We start from the raw sequence: 24,070 nt of genomic DNA, 5'->3' as shown, positions 1-24,070 counted from the left end.
TTTATTGATATGGAGATTATTTTATTGTCTGATATAAACTCTTAATTCTTGTCCTGGATGAATCACATCAGATGACAATTCATTCAGTTTTCTAATATCTTCTGGTTGTATATCATATTTATTGGAAATAGTACCAATACTTTCTCCAGGTAAAATTTTATGATCAAAAAACAGTGCTGGAATTCCAACTTTGACTGTTTCATTATTTTTAAAAATACGATCCATTGAAAGTGATTTTCCTTCAGCATCCAATACTTTTTTCTCAGGAACTTTGTAATGGTTGGCAATACTGATTACTGTTTCTCCAGCTTTACTTTTGTGTTTGATCCAAAAGTCCTCCTTTTTATTATCATTCATCGCCGAAATCTGCCCCATTATGAAGCCGCTCAATTGCGTCAGTCTTTTTTCTTGGGCAGGAGTAAATTCATTTGTCCTTTCAGCTTGTTCAATCATCGTAACCCCTTCTTTCAGCTTAGCCATACCGTATTCGTAATTTCTAAGGTCAGCCATTTGCTTTAAAACATCTCCTTCAAGTTTCTTAAAAAAGACATCTGATTCTGTCAGTAGCTCGTCAGCAGCAGATGTTGTTTGCTCTGTTTCGTCAGTAGCTAAGACTGATGAATTTCCAGAAAAGGAAAGAATGAAGCTAAAAATGGTGGATATAAATAGGCCCAAAATAAAAGAGAATGAACCAATAATCGTATATCTTATTTTATTTTTTTTCGACAAGCCTCTTCTCCTGTTTACCGGACCAGACTTTCTTTTCAATCTTGTGGTAGAAGGAACTGCCTCTGTCGTTTCTATCTCTTTTTCAGGTGTAGGTTGCGTACGCTTTAATTCCTCATCAATCAATTCTACCCTCTTTTGAGCATTAGTCACTCCTACTTCGGCTGCACGAGCAAAAAATTGTCTAGCTTGATCAATATTTCTGAAAGTACCCATTCCTTTCTCGCACATATCACCTAATAAATACAAAGTTTCTCCATCCAAAAGAAGATCATCTGCATAATCATAAGCAATAGCCTTGAAAGTCTCGTCATACAACTCTTGCTTGTAAAGGCTCTTGATATCAAGTAGTTTTTGTGTACGATCCAGCTCTGGTAATTTTAAAGCAAACAAAAGGTCTTTTTCATGCTGCCTCAATGATTCTTCATCCTTTTCATTGATGATCAGTTCTACCTTCTCTTGAATTTCTTCGGAATAATTATCCAACATACGGATCGTATATTGAATAGAGCCAAAAACATAAGTATCGGAATTTTCTGAAGTCCCTTCAAAAGAAAAAGTGGCTCCAGCTTCAAATGAATCAACAGGTTCTTTCGCTATTATTCTTGGAGAAAGATCGGAGATAACGAGTACAGCATCTTCCTCTAATTTACCGTAGAAAACTTTACATCTATCACCAATTACAATTGGAGTTTCTCGATTAAATTGATAGCGTTCTTGAAGTTCCTGAATTGTCATAAACAAAAAAGTTGAATCTATTTAAGGAGTAATTATTTACAATAATCTAATCTATGAAAATTATCGTTATCATGTATGAAAATACACATTTTTTAAAAACATTCCCCCCATTTATATGTTATTCTAAACAAATGATTGATTATTCACTTTTAAATAATCATCTTTAATTTACATATTAAATCAACATTCCAACGTTAAAAAAATGAGTGCACCTTTTTATGACTTCTCTGCTCAAAACACTTTGGGCGAAGATATTGCGATGAGTGATTTCGAAGGAAAAACGGTATTGGTCGTTAATACGGCAACACAATGTGGTTTAACTCCTCAGTTTCATGGATTAGAAGAACTATATCAAAAATACAAGGATAAAGGGTTAGTGATCATTGGTTTTCCATGTAATCAGTTTGCTAGTCAAGAACCAGTAGAAAATAAAGACATGGTTTCTACTTGTCAATTAAACTATGGAGTAACGTTCCCATTAACAGCAAAAGTGAATGTCAACGGATCAGACGCTCACCCCATTTTCAAGTTTTTGAAAAAAGAATTACCCGGAACGCTTATCAATGCCATCAAGTGGAACTTCACAAAGTTCTTAATTGATAAAAATGGAAATCCAGTAAAGCGTTTTGCTCCAAATACTGAACCTCAAAAAATCGAAGGTGATATTTTGAAAGTATTATAGATTTTAATTTGATGTCAGGCGTTTTTTTGAAATTAAACAGATAGCGACCTAATATTAAGCAGTTGTACAATTAAAATAGGAAGTTTTGGATTTTCTTTTTTAGCCTACTCTGCGTTAGAATATCATCACGTAGCTTCGGCTATGCTCTTCTATTCTGCCTTGATTATACTAAAAAATAATAATTCAACTTATCCCAATTTTAAATGTGCAACTGCTTAGTGCATAAAAAAAAAGTCAAGGCATTTCAGCCCTGACTTTTTTTATACACTTTGTAGTGATTCTCTATTTTGTAGTAAAGATGATTTCCTTTGCTCCCACTAAATCTTTGTGAGAAATAAAGTATCCTTTCTTCGTTTTTCCATTCACTTTGATGGATTGAATATGGTTTGTATTTCCTCCTTCTTTTTTAATGACAAGCTCATCAGTTTCCCAAACATCGTTATCTAGTTTGATCGTCACTTTGTCAAACGCTGGAGTGGTTAAAGCATATTGAGGTGTTGATGGAGCATCCGGATAGAAGCCCATCATAGAAAAGACTACCCAAGCTGACATTGTTCCTGTATCATCGTTTCCGGCAATACCGTCAGGCTTGTTAGTGAAATATTTCTCTCTCAATTCAATTACCTTGTCTTGTGTTTTGTATTCTTTTCCTTTGATGTAGTTATATGCATATGGATAGGCCATATCAGGCTCATTGGCCATATCAAACTGATCTTTTTCGAAGATCTCATCCAAACGGTTGACGAAAGCTTTGCTACCACCAAACTGCTTTACTAAACCTGGGATGTCATATTGTACCATTAGGTTATATTGGTATGCATTTCCCTCTACGTACCCGATATTGTGTTCAAAGTTTGCACCGTGTGCTGGATCAAATGGTTCGTGCCATTTACCATCCATGTGTTTCGGTCTTAAGAAGTTCGACTCTTTGTCAAACATCTTTTTATAACCCATTGAACGGTTATAGAACTCTTTGTACTTTTCTTGATCTCCTAATTCTTTTGCAAACTGAGCAATACTCCAATCCGCAACCGTATATTCTAATGTTGTAGAAACTGAACCCCAAAGTTTATCTTCTAATTCATCTTCTACAGGAACATAACCGTATTTGATGTAATTGTCTACACATGGTCTTACTGGGTTACCTCCTTCAACAGGGTAAGCTGATTTAAGAATGGCATCAAATGCTTTCTGCTCATCAAAACCTCTTAGTCCTCTTAAATAAGTATCTGCTACAACAATTGCGGCAGGATCACCTACCATTGTAAATGTCTCTGTTCCGTTTAATTCCCACTTTGGCAACCAACCTGTTTCATCATAAATATCCAACATGGTATTGACCATATTCAATTGTTGCTCTGGATAAACTAAAGTCATCAATTGATGTAAGTTTCTGTACGTATCCCAAAGGCTGAAAACAGTATAACGTTCACCCTCTGTTTTCTTTGTTTTACGTGTTTTTGCTTCTGGATATTCACCATTCACATCACTCATTACGTTCGGGTGAATCATAGAATGGTAAAGGGCTGTATAGAAAACGGTTTTGTCATCATCAGAACCACCTTCTACTTCAATTCTTGATAATTTTTCATTCCAATTGTCTTTAGCTCTGTTGGCAATTTCATCAAATGAAACGTTTGAAACTTCTTTTTCTAAGTTCTCTCTTGCATTTTCGATACTTACATAAGAAATACCAATTTTCACTTCTACTTCAGTCGCTACCTCAAAATCATAAGAGAAATAAGCTCCTAATGAATCACCAATGATTGGGTAATAAGCATCTTCAATAATTCGTTGCTGACCATTGTAGGCTGACATCCATTGTGCTTCAATGCCATCAATTTTATTGTGCTGTTGCCAAACTCCTGTTCTATCCGCTTTCTTATTTACTTTCATCACGAAGTAAACCGGGTAAATAGTCTGAGGATTGTTATAACAGAAAGACCCTATCATTCTCATGCCTTCGATCTCCTGATCATTGACTACTTTCACCATGGCACCGCTTTCATTTGAAAGAGCTTGACCTAGGTTCAAAAGTAAATTGGCTTTACCTGCTGGGAATTTATATTTACTAATCCCTGCTCTTTGTGTCGCCGTCACTTCAGTTGCAACTTGATATTTCTCTAAGAAATTAGAATAATACCCTGCCTTGGCTGTTTCTTTTGAATAAGTGGTACCGTATTCTGTTGGATGAATATTCAAATCGCCTGTTGTCGGCATTACAATAACAGCTCCTAAATCAGGACAACCTACACCACTTAAGTTGACATGACTATAACCTGTGAAAATGGTATTTTCATATGCATAAGGAAAGGACAACCAATCGCTGTCTTTTTCCATTTTATTGCCTTTGCCTGATGTATTAAAAGGAACGACTGAAACCATACCTCTTGGTGCAATTGCTCCAGGGTTGGTTGCTCCGTAATTTGAAGTTCCGATAAATGGGTTCACATACTCTGTATAATCTTGTGCTAAAAGTGAAGTGCTCAAGAAAAGAGTTAATAAGTAAAATATTTTTTTCATTGCATCTATTTTGAAATGAAGCCCCATGCTAAATAATATGCATGGGGCCTTTATAATTGGCTTTTTTTATTCAATCACTAATTCATCTGTAAACATCCAAGGTGTGTTCCCTGCCCCTAAATGCCAGGTTGGTAATTTCTCGAAAGGCTCGGCTACCACTTTTACATATTGGTAAGTGCCATTCACTTCAGCTGAGAATCTTGTTACGCTGATCACTGGGTGATCATTTGGCATTTCAACTGTTTGTTGACTTACCTCTGTAAATTCTTTGCCGTCTTTTGAAACGTAGAATGTGATTTTTTGAGGTAAGAATAACCATGAAGATGTATTTTCCAAGAAGCCCATAGACAATTGGTGCAATTGTTTTGGCTCACCTAAATCCACAACAGCTTCCAAGTCTTGTCCTGAAACACCATCCCACTTACCATCTCTTAAGTTATCTGACGCATATTCTCCATTCAAAATACCATTATCACCTGCATCATAAGAAGCGTTTTTCTCATAGTTGATTGACAACTTAGGGAATTCTTCACCAGTATTGTAATAGGCTTTTTTGAAATCAAATTCTGATACTTTACTTGACGCTCCATGTTCGTTGATTGCAATTGCTTTTACCATCGTTGATTGATCCAATGTAAACACCTCAGTGTATTCTGTAGAAGAAGCTGAAGGTGTAGAACCATCCAATGTATAGTAAATTTTCACTTCAGGAGTGATACATTTTAAACCAACAGTTGCCGTTGTATTAAAGATTACGGATTTATTAGTAATGGCAGGACGGAACACTTGCTCTTTTACTTCTAATAATTCTGCTTCTTCAGCAGGTGTAATTGCATAAGAAACAGGACGACTTTCTTTTGCCTCACTCCATGTCGATTTTGAGGCTCCCATTTCAAATGTGATTTTTCCACCTTCTTCTATTTGCTGATGTGTGATAAATGATTTATCAAATGGGTTACCATTTAAAGTTGCACCTTGAATATAAAGGTTATTGATGTCGTTGTTTTTCGCTTCAATCACGAAATCGTTTCCATTATCTAAGTGAATGGTCACTTTTGAGAAAATCGGGCTACCAATGATATATTCTCCGTTGGCGGGGTTTACAGGATAGAAGCCCATCGCTGAGAACACGTACCAAGCCGACATCTGACCACAATCTTCATTACCTGAAAGACCATCTCTTTCGGCTGTGTACATTTCGTCCATCACTTGACGGATTCTTGCTTGTGTTTTAGAAGGCTGACCTGCGTAGTTGTATAAATAAATGGCGTGGTGCGATGGCTCATTACCTTGAGCATACTGTCCGATCAAACCTGTCACATCATGTGCCATATGGTTATCATTTACAGCTTCTTGCTCAAACATTTCATCCACTTTTGCTACAAAACCAGCATCACCACCGTGCAATTCAATCAATCCGTTCACATCTTGAGGAGCAAAGAAATTGTAATGCCATGCATTTCCTTCTGTATATTCACCAGCTCCCAATAAAGAAATATTCATTGGATCAAAAGGTGTCACCCAATTACCATATAAATCTTTCCCTCTGATAAAACCTGTTTCCTCGTTGAATAACAACTTATAATTTAAGGCTCTATTGCTGTATTTTTTGTAATCTTCTGTTTTACCCAAACGCTTTGCCACTTGAGCTACCGTCCACATATCATAAGCATATTCCACTTGTTTAGAAACAGAGTTTGCTTCTTTTTCCATTGGAATATATCCTTCAGCATTAAACCAGTTCAAACCTCTTCTTGGATCTTCAGCTGCAGCTACTAATGCTTCATATGCTTTTTCTTCATCAAAATTAGTTTGACCTTTCAACATTGCATCCACAATTACAGGTGCTGAGTGGAAACCAATCATTGTTCCTGTTTCATTAGCAGCTAATTCCCAAACTGGCAACTGACCTGATTGCTCATATTTTGCCAACATTGATTTGATAAAATCGTTATTTTCTTTTGGCGATGTTAATGTAAATAATGGATGCGTTGCTCTGAAAGTATCCCATAAAGAGAATAAAGTATAATTTGTAAATCCTTCCGCTTTATGAATTTTATGATCCATTCCTCTATACTGATGATCAACGTCCATGAATACGTTAGGAACCGTCATAGAATGGTATAAAGAAGTATAGAAAATAGTACGTTGTACTTGATCTCCACCTTCTACTTCAATTTTTGAAAGCTTTTCATTCCAAGTTAAATCAGCTTGTCTTTTTACGGCCTCAAAGTCGAAGCCTTGAGTTTCTGCTTCCATGTTTTTACGAGCTCCGTCAATTGACACCGAAGAAATGGCTACTTTTACCACCACTTCTTCATCCAATTTTGTATCATAGTTGATCACGGCTTTCACATCATCACCTTCCACTTTAGTAGCGTTATCGATCAATTCACTACCTTTTACACCTTGGATCGATTTGAAAGGTTTTGAGAATTGAGCTACAAAATAAATGTACTGATCTCTTGCCCAACCTGATGAACGTCTTAAACCTACAATCTCATTATCGCCATTCACTTGGAACCATGTCTCTCTTGCTGTATCAGAAATACCATGCTTTAGATCTAAAATGATATGTGAAGCATCAGACTCTGGGAAAGTGTAGCGGTGTACACCTACTCTTGTTGTTGCTGTTAACTCTGCTAATACTTTATAATCTTCTAAAAATACAGAATAATACCCTGGGTCGGCTTGCTCATTTACATGCTCAAAACGCGAGCGGTATCCTTCATCAGGATTAGCTTTAGAACCTGGCTCTGTTTTGATTTCACCAACGGTCGGCATAAATAAAATATCTCCATAATCTCCGCCACCTGTTCCTTGAAGGTGCGTATGTGAGAATCCCATAACAGAAGAATCTGAAACGTGATATCCAGAACTCCAGTCCCATCCTTCAACACCGGTATCAGGACTTAACTGTACCATACCAAATGGCACCGTAGCACCTGGAAAGGTATGTCCATGACCACCTGTTCCGATAAACGGATCAACATATTTTGTGTAAGAAATAATTTCAGACTCGTCTTGAGCACTGCTTGCAACGTTATTTAGATGGGACACACACCCAAAAAGGAGTGGAATCCACAAAAAAGAAATGGAGAATCGATTCATTGTATATTAATAGTAAAGTATATATTGAAGAACCAAGGCAGTTCTTATTGTATGATAATCTCGTCGATAAATAACCAAGCAGGCTTTCCTGCTCCCATATGTCCTTTTGGAAGTGGCCCGCCGTTGGTATAGATAATTTTAATTGATTTGATGGCCTTCGCTTTTGATAAACCTTCCCAATTATAAATTAATACGTCTCCGTCACTAGAAATGGCGTCCGTTTTAAATTTATTAGCAGATTTATACTTTTTCCCATCTTTAGAATAAAGCACTTCCACCTCTTTTGGAGCCATAATCCAAGACCCCACTTCATCATAGGCACGGAGTTGAATTGATGAAATCGAAGTTGGTGCATCAAAAGTCAATGTGGCTGTTACACCTTCCCCATTGAAGCCTATCCAGCTTTCATCACTGAACTTCGATTCAAAACCTAATCTTCCGTCGATCAAACCTTCTACTCCTGCTTTGTGATAAGGTTTTGAAGGTGCTGTTGATAATTCAATGTTCGCTTGGTTGGCTAAATGCATCACGAAGTTGGAAGAAACAGGATCACCATAAGCTTTTCCATTTCTAAAACCTTGAATGATAATCTTCCCTGTTTCTTTCACTTCTATTGCTTCATTATAATCAACAAACACTTCTGATGAAGGCTTTTTATATTTTAAAGTCACACCCTCTATTAAAGCTTGGGCCTGTACTTTTAATTGTCCATTATGATTCAAAATTTCAACGTCCAACACTTTTGAAGATGGACCATATTCTACTCCTTTTGAATCCAAGTAAGTATATTCTTTTTCTAATCTTTCAGCGAAATTATCAAAGCCTTGTTTTTGTCCTACCCAAAGCGCTTCAGAGAAAGCAATGATTCTTGGAAAAATCATAAAGTCTAAACGGGCATTGTCCGGGATTCTTTCTGTCCAAACCGTACATTCACCACCTAATACATGATGGTGTTTTTCATTTGCCAAATCTGAAGGAACAGGGTGATAGTTGTACACTTGCTTCACATCCGTCGTCACAATATCATAATCGAAGTAACACATTCCTGTAGGTGATACAATGACATCATTCCCCATTTCAGCAATCTTCCTTACAGCATCTTTATCATGAAAATCTCTCCACAACTGTACCGTTGCCGTTTCTGACAATCCTCCTTCAAGAATCTCATCCCAACCTGTCATTTTCTTACTGTTGGCATTCACCATTTTCTCTACTCTCTTGATGAAGTAGCTTTGGAGTTCATGCTCATCTTCCAAACCTTCTGTTTTGATTTTAGCTTGACATTTAGGACATTCTTTCCATCTTGATTTTGGGCACTCATCCCCACCTATGTGCATGTATTTTGACGGGAACAATGGCATAATTTCATCCAGAATATTTTGAACAAACTCATATGTTCTTTCATTGCCAGCACATAAAACATCTTCGTGCACACCCCATTCTGTTTGTACCTCAAAAGGGCCTCCTGTACATGAAAATTCTGGATAAGAAGCTAATGCGGCCACCATATGACCTGGCATATCAATTTCAGGAATTACTTCAATTCCTCTTTTTGAGGCATAAGCAACAACTTCTTTGATTTGTTCTTGTGTATAAAAGCCACCGTATCTTGTACCGTCTTTTTCAGTTCTATAAGCTGAATTTTCAGTTAAAAGTGGGTATTGTTTCACTTCAATTCTCCAGCCTTGATCTTCTGTCAAGTGCCAGTGAAATTTATTCATTTTATAATGTGCCATTAAGTCTAAATACGACTTGATGGTTTCCACATCAAAAAAGTGTCTGCTTACATCCAACATCATTCCTCTCCAAGCAAACTTTGGAGCATCATCAATTACAACTGCAGGAACTTCTGGAGTACTTCCTACAAGTTGTAAAAGTGATACAGAACCGTTGATAATTCCTTTTGTAGTTTTCGCTTTAAGTTGAATTGAATTTTCGGTTACCGCTAATCGGTACCCTTCCTCCTCTTTTATATCATTAGTTTGAGAAAAGAGAATTGTAGCCTCTTCACTATTTTGCACCAATTGTAATACAATGCCTGTTTGAAACTTTATTTCATTAATGAAATGATTCGTATCAAAATTTTCATCCTCAACAAATAGTGTGGTATTATTAGACAGCTCAAATTGGCCTTCATTCCACTTCACCTCCTGAGGATAAGGAATAAGCGTTGGTTTGTTTTGTGCGAAAACAAAGCCTTGAACCAAAAGTAATATTGCTAGTAAATTTAATTTCATTTCAGATTTGTTTAATGGATTAGTTAAGTCTTAGTAGTAGATTTTAATCATCATCACCCACAACTGATGCCATGGGTGATGATGAAATTTTATAGGACTTTTACTGAAGGCGGCCCTAATTTTTATATTAAATGAACTCTAAAGTTCCTCCTTTCATCAATTCGTTATGACTGATTTTCCAACCTTTGATTTCCTCTCCGTTGAAAAGTACTTTCTTCACTGTTGGCTTGGCATCAGACACTGTTTTTGCAACAATATTCAATGTGTTTCCATTACCCAATTGAACCGTAGCATTGTTGAATAATGGAGTACCTAAGTCGTACATTGCGTTACCAGGGTTAACAGGGTAAATACCGATTGAACTTAAGATAAACCATGAAGACATCTGACCACAATCCTCATTACCACAAACACCATCAGGCGTAGACTTGTATTGTGTATTCATGATTTCGCGGATCAATTTCTGACCTTTTGCTGGCTTATTGATGTAGTTGTATAAATAAGCTACGTGGTGACTTGGCTCGTTACCGTGTGCGTATTGACCAATCATACCTGTTGAGAAAATTGGCAATTCATCTTCCGCAGTTGGGTAGTAAGAGAACATAGAATCTAAACGTTGTTCAAAACGGTCAGCACCACCCATTGCATCAATCAATCCTTCAATGTTTTGTGGTACATAGAAGAAATATTGCCAAGCGTTACTTTCGCAGAAATGATCTGTATAATCTTTCGGAAGGAAATCTTTGATGAAATTACCTTTTCTATCTTTTGGACGCATAAATGAAGATTCTTCATCATAATGATGTCTCCAGTTTTCAGCTCGCTTCGCGAAATATTTGTAATCTTCATCCTTTCCTAATGCTTTTGCAAACTCAGCAATACACCAATCATCATAAGCATATTCTAATGTTTTAGAAACTGACCAGTTTTCATGATCATAATTCAAAGGAACATAACCTAATTTAATATAATCCGCCATTGCATCCCCTTTCTCATTCATCGCTGATGCCTTACATGCTTCATACGCTTTTTCAACATCAAAACCTTTGATTCCTTTGAAATAAGCATCAGTAATTACAGGAACAGCGTGGTACCCAATCATCATATTTGTTTCGTTACCTTTCATTGACCATACAGGAAGTAAACCTGTTTCATCATATTGAGAAAGGAATGAATTAATCATATCCGGTACTCTTTGTGTATGGATCATAGTATACAGCGGGTGTGCTGCTCTATAAGTATCCCATAAAGAGAATGTATCGTATTTTTTATAACCTTTGGCTACGTGATTTTTCTGGTCCGCACCTTTGTAAGCACCATCAACATCTGAATGTAAAGTTGGAGCTAATAATGATTGATACATTGCTGTATAGAAAACTTTCAAATGCTCCTCATTCATAGAAGAAACTTTGATTTTTTCCAATTCAGTTTCCCAAGTATCAGAAGCTTCTTTTCTTACTTGATCAAAATCCCAAGTTGTATTCTCAGCCGCTAAGTTCTTTTGTGCTCCTTCAATGCTTGATGATGAAAGCGCCACTTTTACCAAGACTTCATTTTTATCATTTGGTGTATCAAAATTGAAATAACCTCTTGTTTTCAAAGCTTGAATCTCATTGCCTTCCACTACTTTAAGATCATCTCCTTTTACAGAATTCACTAACTGATAAGAAGTGAATGGAACACTGAATTTCGCTACAAAGTATTCTTTTTGGACAGGTGCCCATCCTGATGAAAATCTGTAACCTACAACTGTTTGATTGTCGATTACCTTCAAATATGTATCTGTAGGCCCGTCCCAGTTCAAGGCATAACCTAAGTTGATATAAATTTGAGATTTATCGTCCTTCGGGAAAGTATATTTATGAAAACCAGTTCTAGAAGTAGCAGTCATTTCAGCGTGGATATTATAATCCAATAAATCCACTGCATAATAACCTGGCTCTGCTTTTTCTTGATCGTGTGAGAACAATGAAACTGGACGCACATTTCCATTTTCAGTCAGTGTTCTGTCTGATTTACTGTTGAAAGGCATGACTAAAATGTCATATAAATCTCCTGCACCTGTACCTGACAAGTGAGTATGAGAAAAACCTGCAATTGTTGAATCTGGCCAGAAATATCCTGCGATTCTATCCCATCCACCATAACCGTTGTCTGGCGAAAGTTGCACCATACCATGAGGAACAGTAGCTCCTGGATAGGTATTACCTGGACCATCTGTCCCAACAAAAGGATTAACGTAATCTGTATATCTTACTTTTTTTGAAGATGTCTGTTCCTTCTCAGAAGAAGTACAAGCACCTAAGAAAGGTAGGATTAATAAAGCTAGTAAGGCTGACCTTAATTTAATCATCGATAAGGGTAGTTATTGTTATAAGTAATTTTGATTTTAGTGAGAATAAGTCAATGCTACCATTCCATTTTGAATTGAGCATCTTCCATTCTATTTCCATTTTCCGTATCTACAATCGCGTAGTTGAATCCATTTCTAATACTGTAACCTCCGTATTCACCATTTTTATTGATGGCCAAGAATCCAACTTGGAGGTTTTCCATACGCGTTTTGTGCGTATCCATAATTCTTTTTACTGCAATCTCACATGCTTCTACAGGTGATTTGCCCATTCTCATATGTTCCACTACCATGGCTGAACCTGCTGTTCTGATCACTGCTTCTCCTAAACCAGTTGCACAAGCGGCTCCAATTTCTCCATCAACAAAAAGTCCTGCACCAATCAAAGGTGAATCACCTACTCTTCCATGCATTTTATAAGCAGCACCTGATGTTGTACAAGCACCTGCAATATGTCCTTTTGCATCAATGGCTAAAGCTCCAATAGTATCGTGGTTTTCAATATTAATCACTGGTTTGTATTCTGATTTTTTCAACCATTCTTCCCAGTCTTTTTTCGATCGCTCTGTTAATAGGTTTTCCTCTTTGAAACCTTCTTTCAATGCGAAAGTTTTCGCTCCTTCACCTACTAACATTGCATGAGGTGTTTTTTCCATTACTAATCGTGCTACAGAAATTGGATGCATGATATTTTCAAGAGCAGCCACCGCACCACATTCATAGTCATGATTCATGATACATGCATCTAATGTTACTTTTCCATCACGATCAGGCAATCCTCCATATCCAACACTTCTTTCCTTAGGGTCAGCTTCGGGTACTCTTACACCTGCTTCTACAGCATCCAATGCAGAGCCTCCTTCTTTTAAAATCTCCCAACCTGCTTCATTAGATCCAAAACCATGATTCCAAGTCGATATCATTAAAGGTTTAGTCCCTTTTCTCTTTCCTGCAAATGAAAAAGCAGATAATGAAGGTGAAATCATTGCGGCTGAAGTTAATGCCGAAATTTTTAAAAAATCTCTTCTGCTACCCATAGTTTCTAAATAAAAATTGAGGGTTTAGTAATTATTTAACGTGTTAAATATACACGTTCGATTGAAATAAACGCACAAACACGCATAAACATGCTTAAACAAATGATATTTATTAACAATAATCACGCAAAAAGAAAGACATTCCATACATTTCAAGTGTCATTTGTACTTCAATAAGAGCATCACCGAGCAACTATTGTTTTCTTGATCGATCATAGGGGGTAATCATCACACACTTTTATTTTTGAGGTATTTTTATCGAAAAAAAATTAAATACTTTTCATATCGTACAAATCAATCTTTTCCTAATGTATACATCTCAATTACAACAATTTGCAATTGTATCAAACAATATACACCTACATAACCCTTGTTAAAGTAACTCCAATATTATTTGAATATTAACGTTAATAAATGCATATTTAAGAAATATTAAACAACAATAACACTACTACATAAACTCTGAACATGCATCAGCTAACATTGCTTAAGAGTGGCCTTGCTATTCTTCTATGCACACTATTAACGACGCCTTCAGTATTATCGAACAATCTAACACCAGTTAAACTATCCGGATTTACTACCAAACAGGGGTTGTCCCAGAACAATGTCAATGCAATTGTTTACGATAAAAATGGTTTTTTATGGATTGGGACTGATGATGGCCTCAATATCTTTGATGGTAATACGTTTAGATCATTCAATGCTTCTGACGTCATCACTAATGGTTTAAATTTTAATACGATTCGATGCTTGGCTATTGATCCTAAAGAAAATTATTTATGGATAGGTACCAATGGTGCACTTGAAAGGATGAATCTGAAAAATAAGCAGGTCCAAAGAATTGTGCTCGAAAATAGGGAGGAGGTCGAAGACGTTAAAGGGATTACATGGTCCATTGAAAATGAACAGTGGGTGGGCGTAAATAATTTAGGCGTTTTTTACTCTAAAAATCAGGAAAAGTATTATAAAATCCCTAATAGCAATGCCTCTATTAATGCAATTCTTTCCTATCAAGGCTACATATTAGTAGGACATGATCAAGGTATATCCATTTATAATTCAAAAACGCATGATTCTATTAACGTTCCTGTACTTAATGATTTCAATGGGAAATCTGTTTTCTCTTTAAAGGCAATTGACAATACAATTTACATTGGTACTTCCAAGGGGGATTTATACAGCCTTGATCAGCATTTTAAGATGAAGAAGCTTTACACTGGAACCAACAAAATAAAGTCTATCACGGAAGATAATGTCGGAAACATTTGGCTTGGAACGGAAGGTAATGGTATTGTTCGTCTAAAAAAGGAAGAGAACTATAAGCCCTATACTTTGCTTCATCATAAATGTACCAATAGAACAATTAATTTTCTTTACTACGGTGCTCATCATAATATTTGGATTGGCACTTTCGGAAATGGATTACAACTTTATAATGAAAATGATCCCTTCTTTACATTGAGCGAAGATAAAACGTATGGAAAAGGGTTATCCCATAACAGTGTCACATCGTTTGAACAATTAAATCAAAATGAAATCCTTATTGGTACTGATGGCGGAGGAGTGGATAAACTCAATATTAAAAATGGGAATATCCAAAATATAGTCTCCAATCAATATGTCATTTCACTAAAAAAGGTAAAAGACAAGATTCTGGTGGGTACCTACCAGAGTGGGCTTCGTATATTAAATGATGAAAATATACTATCTCCGTTAGATGCAATTGATCAATTCAATGATGATTTATCCACGGATAATGTCTGGGATATTGAAGAGGATTATTATGGGAATATTTGGCTAGCGACCACCAATGGGGTTGTAAAATTAGACCTTGACAAAAAAACTTTTATTCGCTTTAAAAATAACCCATTGGATGTCTCATCTATTTCCAATAATGATACAAGGAAAATTTACAGGGATATTAAGGGAGACATTTGGATAGGCACTTTTAATGGTTTAAACAGATATGATAAAGAGACCAATACTTTTAAACAGATCCATTTTAAAAGTAGAAAGAATCAAAACATCAATATTAATAATGCCATCATCTCCATTGCGGAAGATGACAAACTGAATTTATGGATTGGCACATTCGGAAATGGATTATGGAAGTTGGATCGTCAGACAGACTCTTTGTATGCCTCAAGCATCAATGCTCAATTACCTAATAAAGTAATTTATGCTATTGAAAATGACTCCCATGGTGCTTTATGGCTATCAACTAATCAAGGTATAGCTTCTTATAACCCAAAAGATGAAAGCATAAGAATGTTTACAGAAGAAGATGGCCTTCAAGGAAAACAATTTAATGTAGGGGCTTCATTGATGTTAAAAAACAACTTTTTAATCTTTGGAGGTACCGAAGGTTTAAATATTTTCAACCCCACAAAAACTATTTCATTCTTACAAAATATACCAAAGATTAAAGTCAATACTATCACTTTAGTAAGAAATCAATTGATGAACAAAGACATTGATATTTCTCAAGTACGCCAGATTGTACTCACTCCTGAACAGAGAACATTTTATCTAAATTATTTTGGCCTAGAATATAATTATCAACATAATATTGAGTATGAATATAGACTTAGAAATTTTGAAGAAAACTGGAATCAAACCTTGTCCAATTCCTCTATGCTTTATTCTAACCTTCCAAGTGGAACCTATTTCTTTGAGATAAGATGTAGATACAAAAATCAAATTTGGGGTTCTACATTAAGTTTTCCGGTTATTTTAGAAGCTTATTATTGGGAAACACCTCTTTTTAAGTTTATCATTTTAGTGCTTCTTCTCGTAATTGGACTTACCATTTATTACATGTATATCAGGAACTTGAAGCATCAAAAATTAGCTTTAAACAGAATTGTTAAGGAACGAACACAAGAACTCCTCAATAAAGAAATTGATATTATCGAAGTTGAAAACCAAAAAGCACAACTGATTAAAGAGACATTAAAAATTCGGGAAAAAGAATTGACAACTCATGTGTTACGTTTAGCACATATGAATTCTTTGGTCTATCAAATTGACAGAAGTCTTGAGGAACTTCAGAAGTCAAATGACCCTATCTCTAAAAATAAAATCAACAGTATTCGACGTGAAATAAAACAGGCTGAAAATATTGAAAATGATTGGAAAACGTTAAATGGTCTATTCTCAGAGGTACACCAAAATTTCGCTCAAAAATTAAAGGAAAAACATCCCGATTTAACCGAGGGAAATCTTAGGCTCTGTAATCTCATTAAACTCAATATGTCAAGCAAGGACATTGCTGCTATTCTTGGAATATCACTCAATAGTGTGAAAGTAGCTCGAAAAAGACTAAGGAAAAGACTTGAACTTAACATTGATGACAGTTTAGAGGAGTATTTAATGGCGATCTAAAATCTAAAAAATGGAGTAATCAAAACGGCATGCTCATATCACACTATTTAATGCATAATTTAACCGTTTTAATTACTCCTTAAAAAGAAATGCCTCAAAAAAACATCCTTTCCATTAGAACAAAATATACTATTTTTATGTACACTCTTTAAGCTTTAAAAATTATCTTAATTACCTCTAATTAAGTACAAACAAAGCATTGCATTTATTATTATTTTACCTACCAACCATCGATTTGATCAGCATCAAAGTCGATATAAACTTCACATATTTAAAATCTAAACTATACCAATCTTAATAATATATACGTCAAAATACATTCACTTTGACTTCTTACGCTTAGATTACTTTCTATAGAATCTTAAAGATGAGGTTCTAGTTTTTAAGTAATAAAGTCCTTTCTTTAATTTTGATGCATCTAAATCTACCCTATTTCCTTGGTCACTTATCAGTACCACTAAACCTGTTACTTCTTGGCCAAGAACATTATAGACTCTCATTTTCTTTAAATCAGCATTGTTACCAATAACACTAAAACTTCCTTCAGTTGGATTAGGAAATAATTTTAATGACTGAGTATTTAGATCTTTTAAATAAACTTTCAAAGCATTACTGTATTCGTATTTACTATCAAAGTCTGTTTGTTTTAATCGATAATAACTTACTCCAATAAAAGGATTTTGATCTATATAAGAGTAACTTAAAGCTTGACTAGAATTTCCTGCACCCGCTATTTTTACTAATTCCTCCCACTTACGACCATCAACTGATTTAAAAATCGTAAAGTATTCATTATTGGTCTCACTTGCTGTTTTCCACATCAGATGCACTTGTTCATTATCCACAACTTTTGCTTTAAAGAGAGATAATTCTATTGGAAGGTCTAAATTTGCCATCACCCCATTGGTTGTGCCTAATGTAAATCTTCTGTTGTTTGTGATTTTATCTACGTTTGAAAATAAGAAATAATCTCCATACGTTTCTGCTCCATAAATTGGTGTTTCATCACTAAAAAAGCCATCATTATCAGTATCTATCAACAGTACCAAGTTTGGTGATGAAATATAATCATAACCAATCAATTCAAAGTATATTTCTAAACGTCCAACATCTACCGCTAAATTAAATGAGCTTACTTCACTTACTCTCCATACTCTTTCAAATCTTGCTGTAACTCCAGATGGAATATCTGTCATTTCAATTGATTCAGCAGTACCATTATCATGTCCCCAAATTAGAAATTGATCATCAGACATACTCCCATAAGTTGGAGTTATCCTGACAATACCTGAACCTTGTGCATCATAATGATAATTTTCTGCATCAACTTGACCAATCCCTGCTACATCAAAGTCATAATCACCACTCTTATCTTCATCATAGATATCATTTGATGTCAGATTAATATCGTATTTCGCAGCTAAATAATTATTTACAATAATAGTTTGAGCTTCGTTCAATCCTTCATTATATATAGCGAATTCATACATGTATCCCCTAAAACCATTTGTTTCATGTCCTAATCTAGGTTGTTGTGGTGTAATAAAACCATCAGTGTCTTCTAGAGAACTTTCTAGTGTATTATTATAAAACATCTCATAAGATTCTCCATAATTTCGTTGATATTGGATTACCTTCGGATCTGTATTGATAGCTGTTGTAGATGTTATTCCCCCTAAATTAGTATTATCATCTGTTCTTTTTTGGTAACCATAGAAATTGCCATTTAATTTCTTAAGGCTATATAATGGCCATTCTGAATCAGAGTCACTTGAACGGTCTATAATATAATCACCTAAGCCTCCACTTAAATTACCCAAAGTACCAACTGTGGTATCTTGAAAAGCAACCACATAAGTAGCACTTGAATTACCGGAAATACCTAAACTGTTCAAATCCATATAATTCGTTCCACTAAAACGTAATCCTGGTTGCCCATTTTGTACATTTTCAGCATATATTGGTTGAAAAGAAACGGTCTCTGAATATGCATTGATACCATTATCATGTTGATTATTCCATTGCCTTACATTATCACCGCTAACAGCTAATGTTATACCTTCATCGGAGTACACATTTTCGTCCGCTTTAAGCCATACCAGGTTATTATCATCATTCCCTACACCTCCAGGTCCTCTTGCTCCAGAAATGAAAGCTGTTTTCAAAGGGGAATTTGCTTCATCTGCGGTACCAAGCGTAAACCTAACATTATCAGAAAGTGCTGTAACGTTTTGGAATACAAAATATTTACCATATTCCACTGCACTAAAAATAGAGGTCTCATTAGTAAAGGAGCCATCGTTATCAGTATCTACAATAAGTACTAAATCTGACGCTGTAAGATCTTCAAAACCTTCCAAGTTAAAATAAATATCAACTGCTCCAATGTCTGTTGAAGCCCCTGTATTATCTACTTCACTTACTCTCCAAACTCTGTTAAACCGGGCTTCTACAAGTGTAGGAACATCTACTGTTTCAAGTGCTTCTAAATTACCGTTATCATGTCCCCATATCATAAATTGATTGTCTGATAGTATTCCAGAGGAAGGCGTTATTCTCACAATACCACTTCCTTCTGCATCATAATGATAATTATCAGCATCTACTCTACCTATACCTGTAACTTCAAAATCAAAATCCCCATTTGAGCTATCATCTTCGTCATATAAATCATAAGAACCTAGAGGAATATCATATTTTGCTGATAAATAATTATTTACAATGATCATCTGTGCATCATTCAAGGCTTCATTATACACTATAAATTCATACATATAGCCTCTTAAACCTGTATTCGGCTGGAGAATATGCCTACCTAACCTAGGGTCTGGCGGTGTTGAGGGACCATCACTTTCTACTTCAGAATCTTCCAATGTGTTATTATAATAAAGTCGATAATCTACCCCATATTCTCTTTCATATCCTATTATCTTGGGATCAGTATTGACACTCGTGGTCGATACAGGTCCACCAATATCAGAACCAGCATTGTTTCTTTTTTGATAGGCATAATTATTTGTATCAATCAATTTTAAATTAAATAATGGAGACGACTCCGTTGTCCTATCGACAATAAAATCTCCTAGATCATCATAATGGTTTCCTAACGTACTTGCTGTATCCTGGAATGCTACGATATATGTGGCACTAGTGGTAGAATTCATATCTAATGACGGAAGATCAATAAATTGATCCCCTTCAAATCGAAGAGCAGATTGACCATTTAACACATCAGTAACATAAACTGGCTGATGATCTGTATCTGTAGAAAATGCATTTCTACTATTCCCAGAGTTATCGTTCCACTGCCTTACTTTTTCTTCATTGAATGCTTGATTTACACCTTCATCAGAGTAGGCACTGTTATTATTTAAGTTTAACCAAGCCACATTTGATTCAAAATTACCTATACCTGCTGGGCCAGTTGGGGCTTTTGTAAAGAAATCACTCAGTAAGGAAATACTTGATGCATCTGTTGTTCCTAAGGTAAATCTTGAGTTATCCGTTAAAGCACTAACGTTTGAGAAATAATAATAATCACCATATTCATTGACACCCGTAATAGGTGTTTCATCACTAAATAAACCGTCGTTATTTGTGTCCACTAACAATACAAGAGCATCTTTATTTGTGATTGTAAATTCCCCAAGATCAAAATAGATTTCCAAATTCCCCACATCAATACTTGCCTTGGAAGTATTTACTTCACTAACTCTCCATACTCTACTAAATCGAGATGCTACACCTGCAGGAACATCTACTTCTTCCAATGCCTCTTGAGTTCCATTATCATGACCCCATATTAAAAATTGATCATCAGCAAGACTCCCAGAAGTTGGTGTAATTCTAACAATACCTGTACCTTGTGCATCATAATGATAATTGTCTGCATCCACTCTACCAATCCCTGCCACATCATGGTCGTAATCTCCATTACTTGCATCATCTTCATCATATAAATCATTTGATGTCAGTGGTATATCATATTTAGCAGATAAACTATTATGAAGAATAATACGTTGAGCATCATTCAATGCTTCTTTATACAATACAATTTCAGAAATATCTCCATCAAAATCATGTGACGCCTCTAGACTTCCTATATTACCAATTGTGAATGTATTAGATGTTGTTGCGGTGTTAGTATTAAGGTCAAAATTGCTTTCTAAAGTTTCATTTGCATAAACATAATTATCATCTGCTATGCCCGCTTGGAAAATGACAGTTGTGATGACTGAACTTCCTACAGGAAAAATATTATTAATATCAGTAACAGTAGCATCTCCATTTGCAATAGAATTATTTAGTGACCCTGATGATTGATCCAATAAAAAACGATCACTTGCATCTTCAAACTCTCCCCAAACACCTCCTGAAAATTCTATCCTTGGTTTATAAACTGATACAATAGAAGCTTTCTCCATATCACCTTTATTGATAGATAAATCAGTTGTAATGTAGTCACGTGTTCCGTCAAATCGAATTGTATTATAACCATTCATGGCAGATGCAATTAACTCTGGATTTCCATATACTATATTTGTACTTGAAGTTCCAGAAAGGTTAGAAACACCTGTAATCTGATCCGTTCCAGTAATCCCATTATTGGCATCTATCCAATATTCTAGATCTGAAGTACCATAAGTATTTCCAATCCCCCCAGGTCCCTTTGGAGCATTGACAAAAAAATCACTCAATAAAGGTGTATTACTGTCATCATTGGTACCAAATGTAAAGGTTACATTATCCGTTAATGCAGTAACGTTTGAGAAAAAATAGTAATCTCCTGAGGCTACTGCTCCAAAAATTGGAGATTCGTCTTTGAAAGAACCATCACCATCTGTATCTACCAATAAGGCTAATCCTTCACCAGATTTTAGTGTAAACCCACTTAAATCTAAGTAAATGTCTAATCCTCCGATATCAATAGAAGTACTTGATGTATTCACTTCACTTACCCTCCAAACCCTTTCAAACCTTCTAACTAATTCTAAGGGAATATCTGACTTTTCTGTAGCTTCTAGCCTTCCATTATTATGTCCCCAGAAAAAGAAACTATTATCTTCTAAGTTATCTACAGGAATCATCCTCACAATACTTCCTTGAGCATCTAAGTGAACGTTATCGACATCAATTTTTCCAACTCCTGCAACTTCATGATCATAATTACCATTGGCAGAATCATCCCCATCGTACAAATCATTTGATGTTAGGGGAACGTTATATTTTGCAGAAAGTGCGTTATGAATGATAATTCTCTGTGCTTCATTAATAGCATCTCCATAAACGGCTACCTCAGAAATATCCCCATCAAAATCATACTCTGTTATGAGAGATCCAATATTACCTATTGTAAAATTATTAGATGTTTCAGAAAATGCGATTGAAGTAAAAGTCCTTTCTAAAGTTTCATTAGCATAAACATAGGAGCCATTTGTTTCTCCTTCATCAAATAACACCGATGTTATAACTGAACTTCCTACAGGAAAAATATTATTTATATCTGCTTCAGTTCCTGATCCTGTACTCACTGAATTATTCAGATATGGACTTGCACTAGATAAATCCAAAATGAAACGATCAAATTCACCATCATCTTCTCCCCAAACACCACCTGCATCAACAATTCTAGCTCTATAAACTGAAACCACGGATACTTTATCAAGGTCATTTTTGTTGATGGATAAATTCGTCACGATATAATCTCCTACACCATCGAAAGTAATGGTACTGTAACCGTTCATCGCTAAGGTTGTTAGGATTGGATCGCCTGTAATTGTACTAGCGATCGCATTACCCGATAAATCTTCAATTGCAGTGACAGAACCACTTGCTATCACTCCATTATTTGCATCCATCCAGTAATCAAGGTTCGAGGTTCCATCTGTACTACCCACTCCTCCTGGTCCTAATGGCTGACTAGTTGTAGCAATATAATTATCTTTATCTAGCACTGTTAGTGAAGTACCTCCACTTGTTCCTACTGTAAACCTCACATTGTTAGAAAGAGATGATACACCAGTGAATTCATAGATATTACTTCCTAAATAGGTTGCTCCTGTAATGGGAGTTTCATCATTAAAAACACCATCATTATCGGTATCAACTAAGAGACTAATGTCAGCAGGATCAATAACACCTAAACCTGACAAGTCAAATCTAATATCAATACTACCTACATCAACTGCAGTATTTGAATTAGAAACCACTTCACTTACTCTCCATAATCGATTAAACCTAGCGGAAACACCTAGTGGAACATCTGAAGTCTCAATAGCTTCTTGAGTACCGTTGTTATGCCCCCAATATAAAAACTCTCCATCATCAAGATCCGTCGGATTTAATATTCTTACAATACCTGATCCTTTTCCATCTTGTGATATGTTTGAAATATCTACCCTACCTATACCCGCTACATCAAAATCAAAATCACCATTACTATTGTCATCTTGAACATAATCATCATAACTTGTTAGCGGTATATTATATTTTGCAGATAAATAATTACTAATAATTCTCCTTTCTGCCTCATTTAATGCTTCACTAAAAACAATTACTTCAGCTATATCTCCGTCAAAGAAAAACTCTTCAAAACCTCTATAACCGATAGCACCTATTGTAAAGTCTACTGATGAATAACCATACCCATGATTAGCCGTTGCAGAACCAACAAGTTCCTCATTCACTGTGACTGTTGTTCCATTAACAACACCTTCCTGGTAAAATACATTACTAATAACAGCCTCACCTGCAGTAAACAGTTTTGGAATATCGTAAAGCGTTAAATCAGATGGTCCTAGACTTATAGCACTGTTTATGATCGTCATATTGTTTGACTTATCAATCAGAAACCTATCCCAATCTATATTATCTTCACCCCAAACAGCTCCCGCATCATCAATTCTAGGGGTATAGACAGCAATAATAGTCGCATTAGGGATGTTATCTGTATTGATTGACAATGTTGTTTTAATATGATCGCCAATACCATCAAAAGTGATAACACTTCTTCCATTTAGTTTATTATCTGTAAGTGCAGGATTTCCCTGTATACTATGTGCAATAAAGTTTCCTGATAAATCAGTTAATGAAGTAATCGGTGAAGCCCCTGAAACTCCATTATTTGCATCAAGCCAATATTCTAATGTTGAAGTTCCATCTGTTGTCCCTACTCCTCCTGGGCCAGTTTGAGAAAATGTGTAGTTTACAGAAGAATAAAACAGAAGTAGTGAAATCAGTAAATAGTATCTCATTGTGTAATTATTTATCTACTGCC

At 35.5% G+C, this 24,070-nt stretch carries 9 protein-coding genes; 2 read left to right on the top strand and 7 right to left on the bottom strand.

What is annotated here, in order from left to right; all coding sequences use genetic code 11:
- Nucleotides 1-21 precede the first annotated feature (21 nt).
- Nucleotides 22-1,464: a LysM peptidoglycan-binding domain-containing protein gene (locus tag IC221_RS07935; RefSeq protein ID WP_188168444.1), complete on the bottom strand. Its 1,443-nt coding sequence runs from the start codon at nucleotides 1,462-1,464 to the stop codon at nucleotides 22-24.
- 202 nt (nucleotides 1,465-1,666) lie between these two features.
- On the opposite strand from IC221_RS07935, the gene IC221_RS07930 reads away from it, so the two are divergent.
- Nucleotides 1,667-2,146: a glutathione peroxidase gene (locus IC221_RS07930; protein WP_188168443.1), complete on the top strand. Its 480-nt coding sequence runs from the start codon at nucleotides 1,667-1,669 to the stop codon at nucleotides 2,144-2,146.
- Nucleotides 2,147-2,428: 282 nt separating this feature from the next.
- Here IC221_RS07930 and IC221_RS07925 read toward each other — a convergent pair whose 3' ends face one another.
- The 5 genes from IC221_RS07925 to IC221_RS07905 all read right to left on the bottom strand — a co-directional run bounded on the left by IC221_RS07925 (nucleotide 2,429) and on the right by IC221_RS07905 (nucleotide 13,407).
- Nucleotides 2,429-4,669 carry a GH92 family glycosyl hydrolase gene (locus IC221_RS07925; RefSeq protein ID WP_188168442.1) on the bottom strand — a complete coding sequence of 747 codons (2,241 nt, stop codon included), beginning with the start codon at nucleotides 4,667-4,669 and terminating at the stop codon, nucleotides 2,429-2,431.
- 66 nt (nucleotides 4,670-4,735) lie between these two features.
- Nucleotides 4,736-7,780: a GH92 family glycosyl hydrolase gene (locus IC221_RS07920; protein ID WP_188168441.1), complete on the bottom strand. Its 3,045-nt coding sequence runs from the start codon at nucleotides 7,778-7,780 to the stop codon at nucleotides 4,736-4,738.
- 44 nt (nucleotides 7,781-7,824) lie between these two features.
- A complete protein-coding gene (locus IC221_RS07915) occupies nucleotides 7,825-10,017 on the bottom strand; it encodes a beta-N-acetylhexosaminidase (RefSeq protein ID WP_188168440.1) in 2,193 nt (730 codons plus the stop codon).
- 127 nt (nucleotides 10,018-10,144) lie between these two features.
- A complete protein-coding gene (locus IC221_RS07910) occupies nucleotides 10,145-12,370 on the bottom strand; it encodes a GH92 family glycosyl hydrolase (protein WP_188168439.1) in 2,226 nt (741 codons plus the stop codon).
- Between the two features lie 56 nt (nucleotides 12,371-12,426).
- Nucleotides 12,427-13,407: an isoaspartyl peptidase/L-asparaginase family protein gene (locus tag IC221_RS07905; protein ID WP_188168438.1), complete on the bottom strand. Its 981-nt coding sequence runs from the start codon at nucleotides 13,405-13,407 to the stop codon at nucleotides 12,427-12,429.
- A gap of 468 nt (nucleotides 13,408-13,875) precedes the next feature.
- Between IC221_RS07905 and IC221_RS07900 the strand changes: the two genes are divergently transcribed.
- Nucleotides 13,876-16,794 (top strand): two-component regulator propeller domain-containing protein, encoded by a 2,919-nt coding sequence (locus tag IC221_RS07900; protein WP_188168437.1) that lies wholly within the window; start codon nucleotides 13,876-13,878, stop codon nucleotides 16,792-16,794.
- A gap of 344 nt (nucleotides 16,795-17,138) precedes the next feature.
- Here IC221_RS07900 and IC221_RS07895 read toward each other — a convergent pair whose 3' ends face one another.
- Nucleotides 17,139-24,047: a T9SS type A sorting domain-containing protein gene (locus IC221_RS07895; protein WP_188168436.1), complete on the bottom strand. Its 6,909-nt coding sequence runs from the start codon at nucleotides 24,045-24,047 to the stop codon at nucleotides 17,139-17,141.
- Between the last annotated feature and the right edge of the window lie 23 nt (nucleotides 24,048-24,070).

The organism is Flammeovirga sp. EKP202 (assembly GCF_014534745.1).
Taxonomy (GTDB): Bacteria; Bacteroidota; Bacteroidia; order Cytophagales; family Flammeovirgaceae; genus Flammeovirga.
The sequence above is the reverse complement of the archived record's forward strand: the minus strand, read 5'-3'. Positions and strand labels throughout refer to the sequence as shown.

Bases quoted from the DNA above. Each gene is read 5' to 3' on its own strand.
- IC221_RS07935 (WP_188168444.1), bottom strand. From the start codon at position 1,464: ATGACAATTCAGGAACTTCAAGAACGCTATCAATTTAATCGAGAAACT.
- IC221_RS07930 (WP_188168443.1), top strand. From the start codon at position 1,667: ATGAGTGCACCTTTTTATGACTTCTCTGCTCAAAACACTTTGGGCGAA.
- IC221_RS07925 (WP_188168442.1), bottom strand. From the start codon at position 4,669: ATGAAAAAAATATTTTACTTATTAACTCTTTTCTTGAGCACTTCACTT.
- IC221_RS07920 (WP_188168441.1), bottom strand. From the start codon at position 7,780: ATGAATCGATTCTCCATTTCTTTTTTGTGGATTCCACTCCTTTTTGGG.
- IC221_RS07915 (WP_188168440.1), bottom strand. From the start codon at position 10,017: ATGAAATTAAATTTACTAGCAATATTACTTTTGGTTCAAGGCTTTGTT.
- IC221_RS07910 (WP_188168439.1), bottom strand. From the start codon at position 12,370: ATGATTAAATTAAGGTCAGCCTTACTAGCTTTATTAATCCTACCTTTC.
- IC221_RS07905 (WP_188168438.1), bottom strand. From the start codon at position 13,407: ATGGGTAGCAGAAGAGATTTTTTAAAAATTTCGGCATTAACTTCAGCC.
- IC221_RS07900 (WP_188168437.1), top strand. From the start codon at position 13,876: ATGCATCAGCTAACATTGCTTAAGAGTGGCCTTGCTATTCTTCTATGC.
- IC221_RS07895 (WP_188168436.1), bottom strand. From the start codon at position 24,047: ATGAGATACTATTTACTGATTTCACTACTTCTGTTTTATTCTTCTGTA.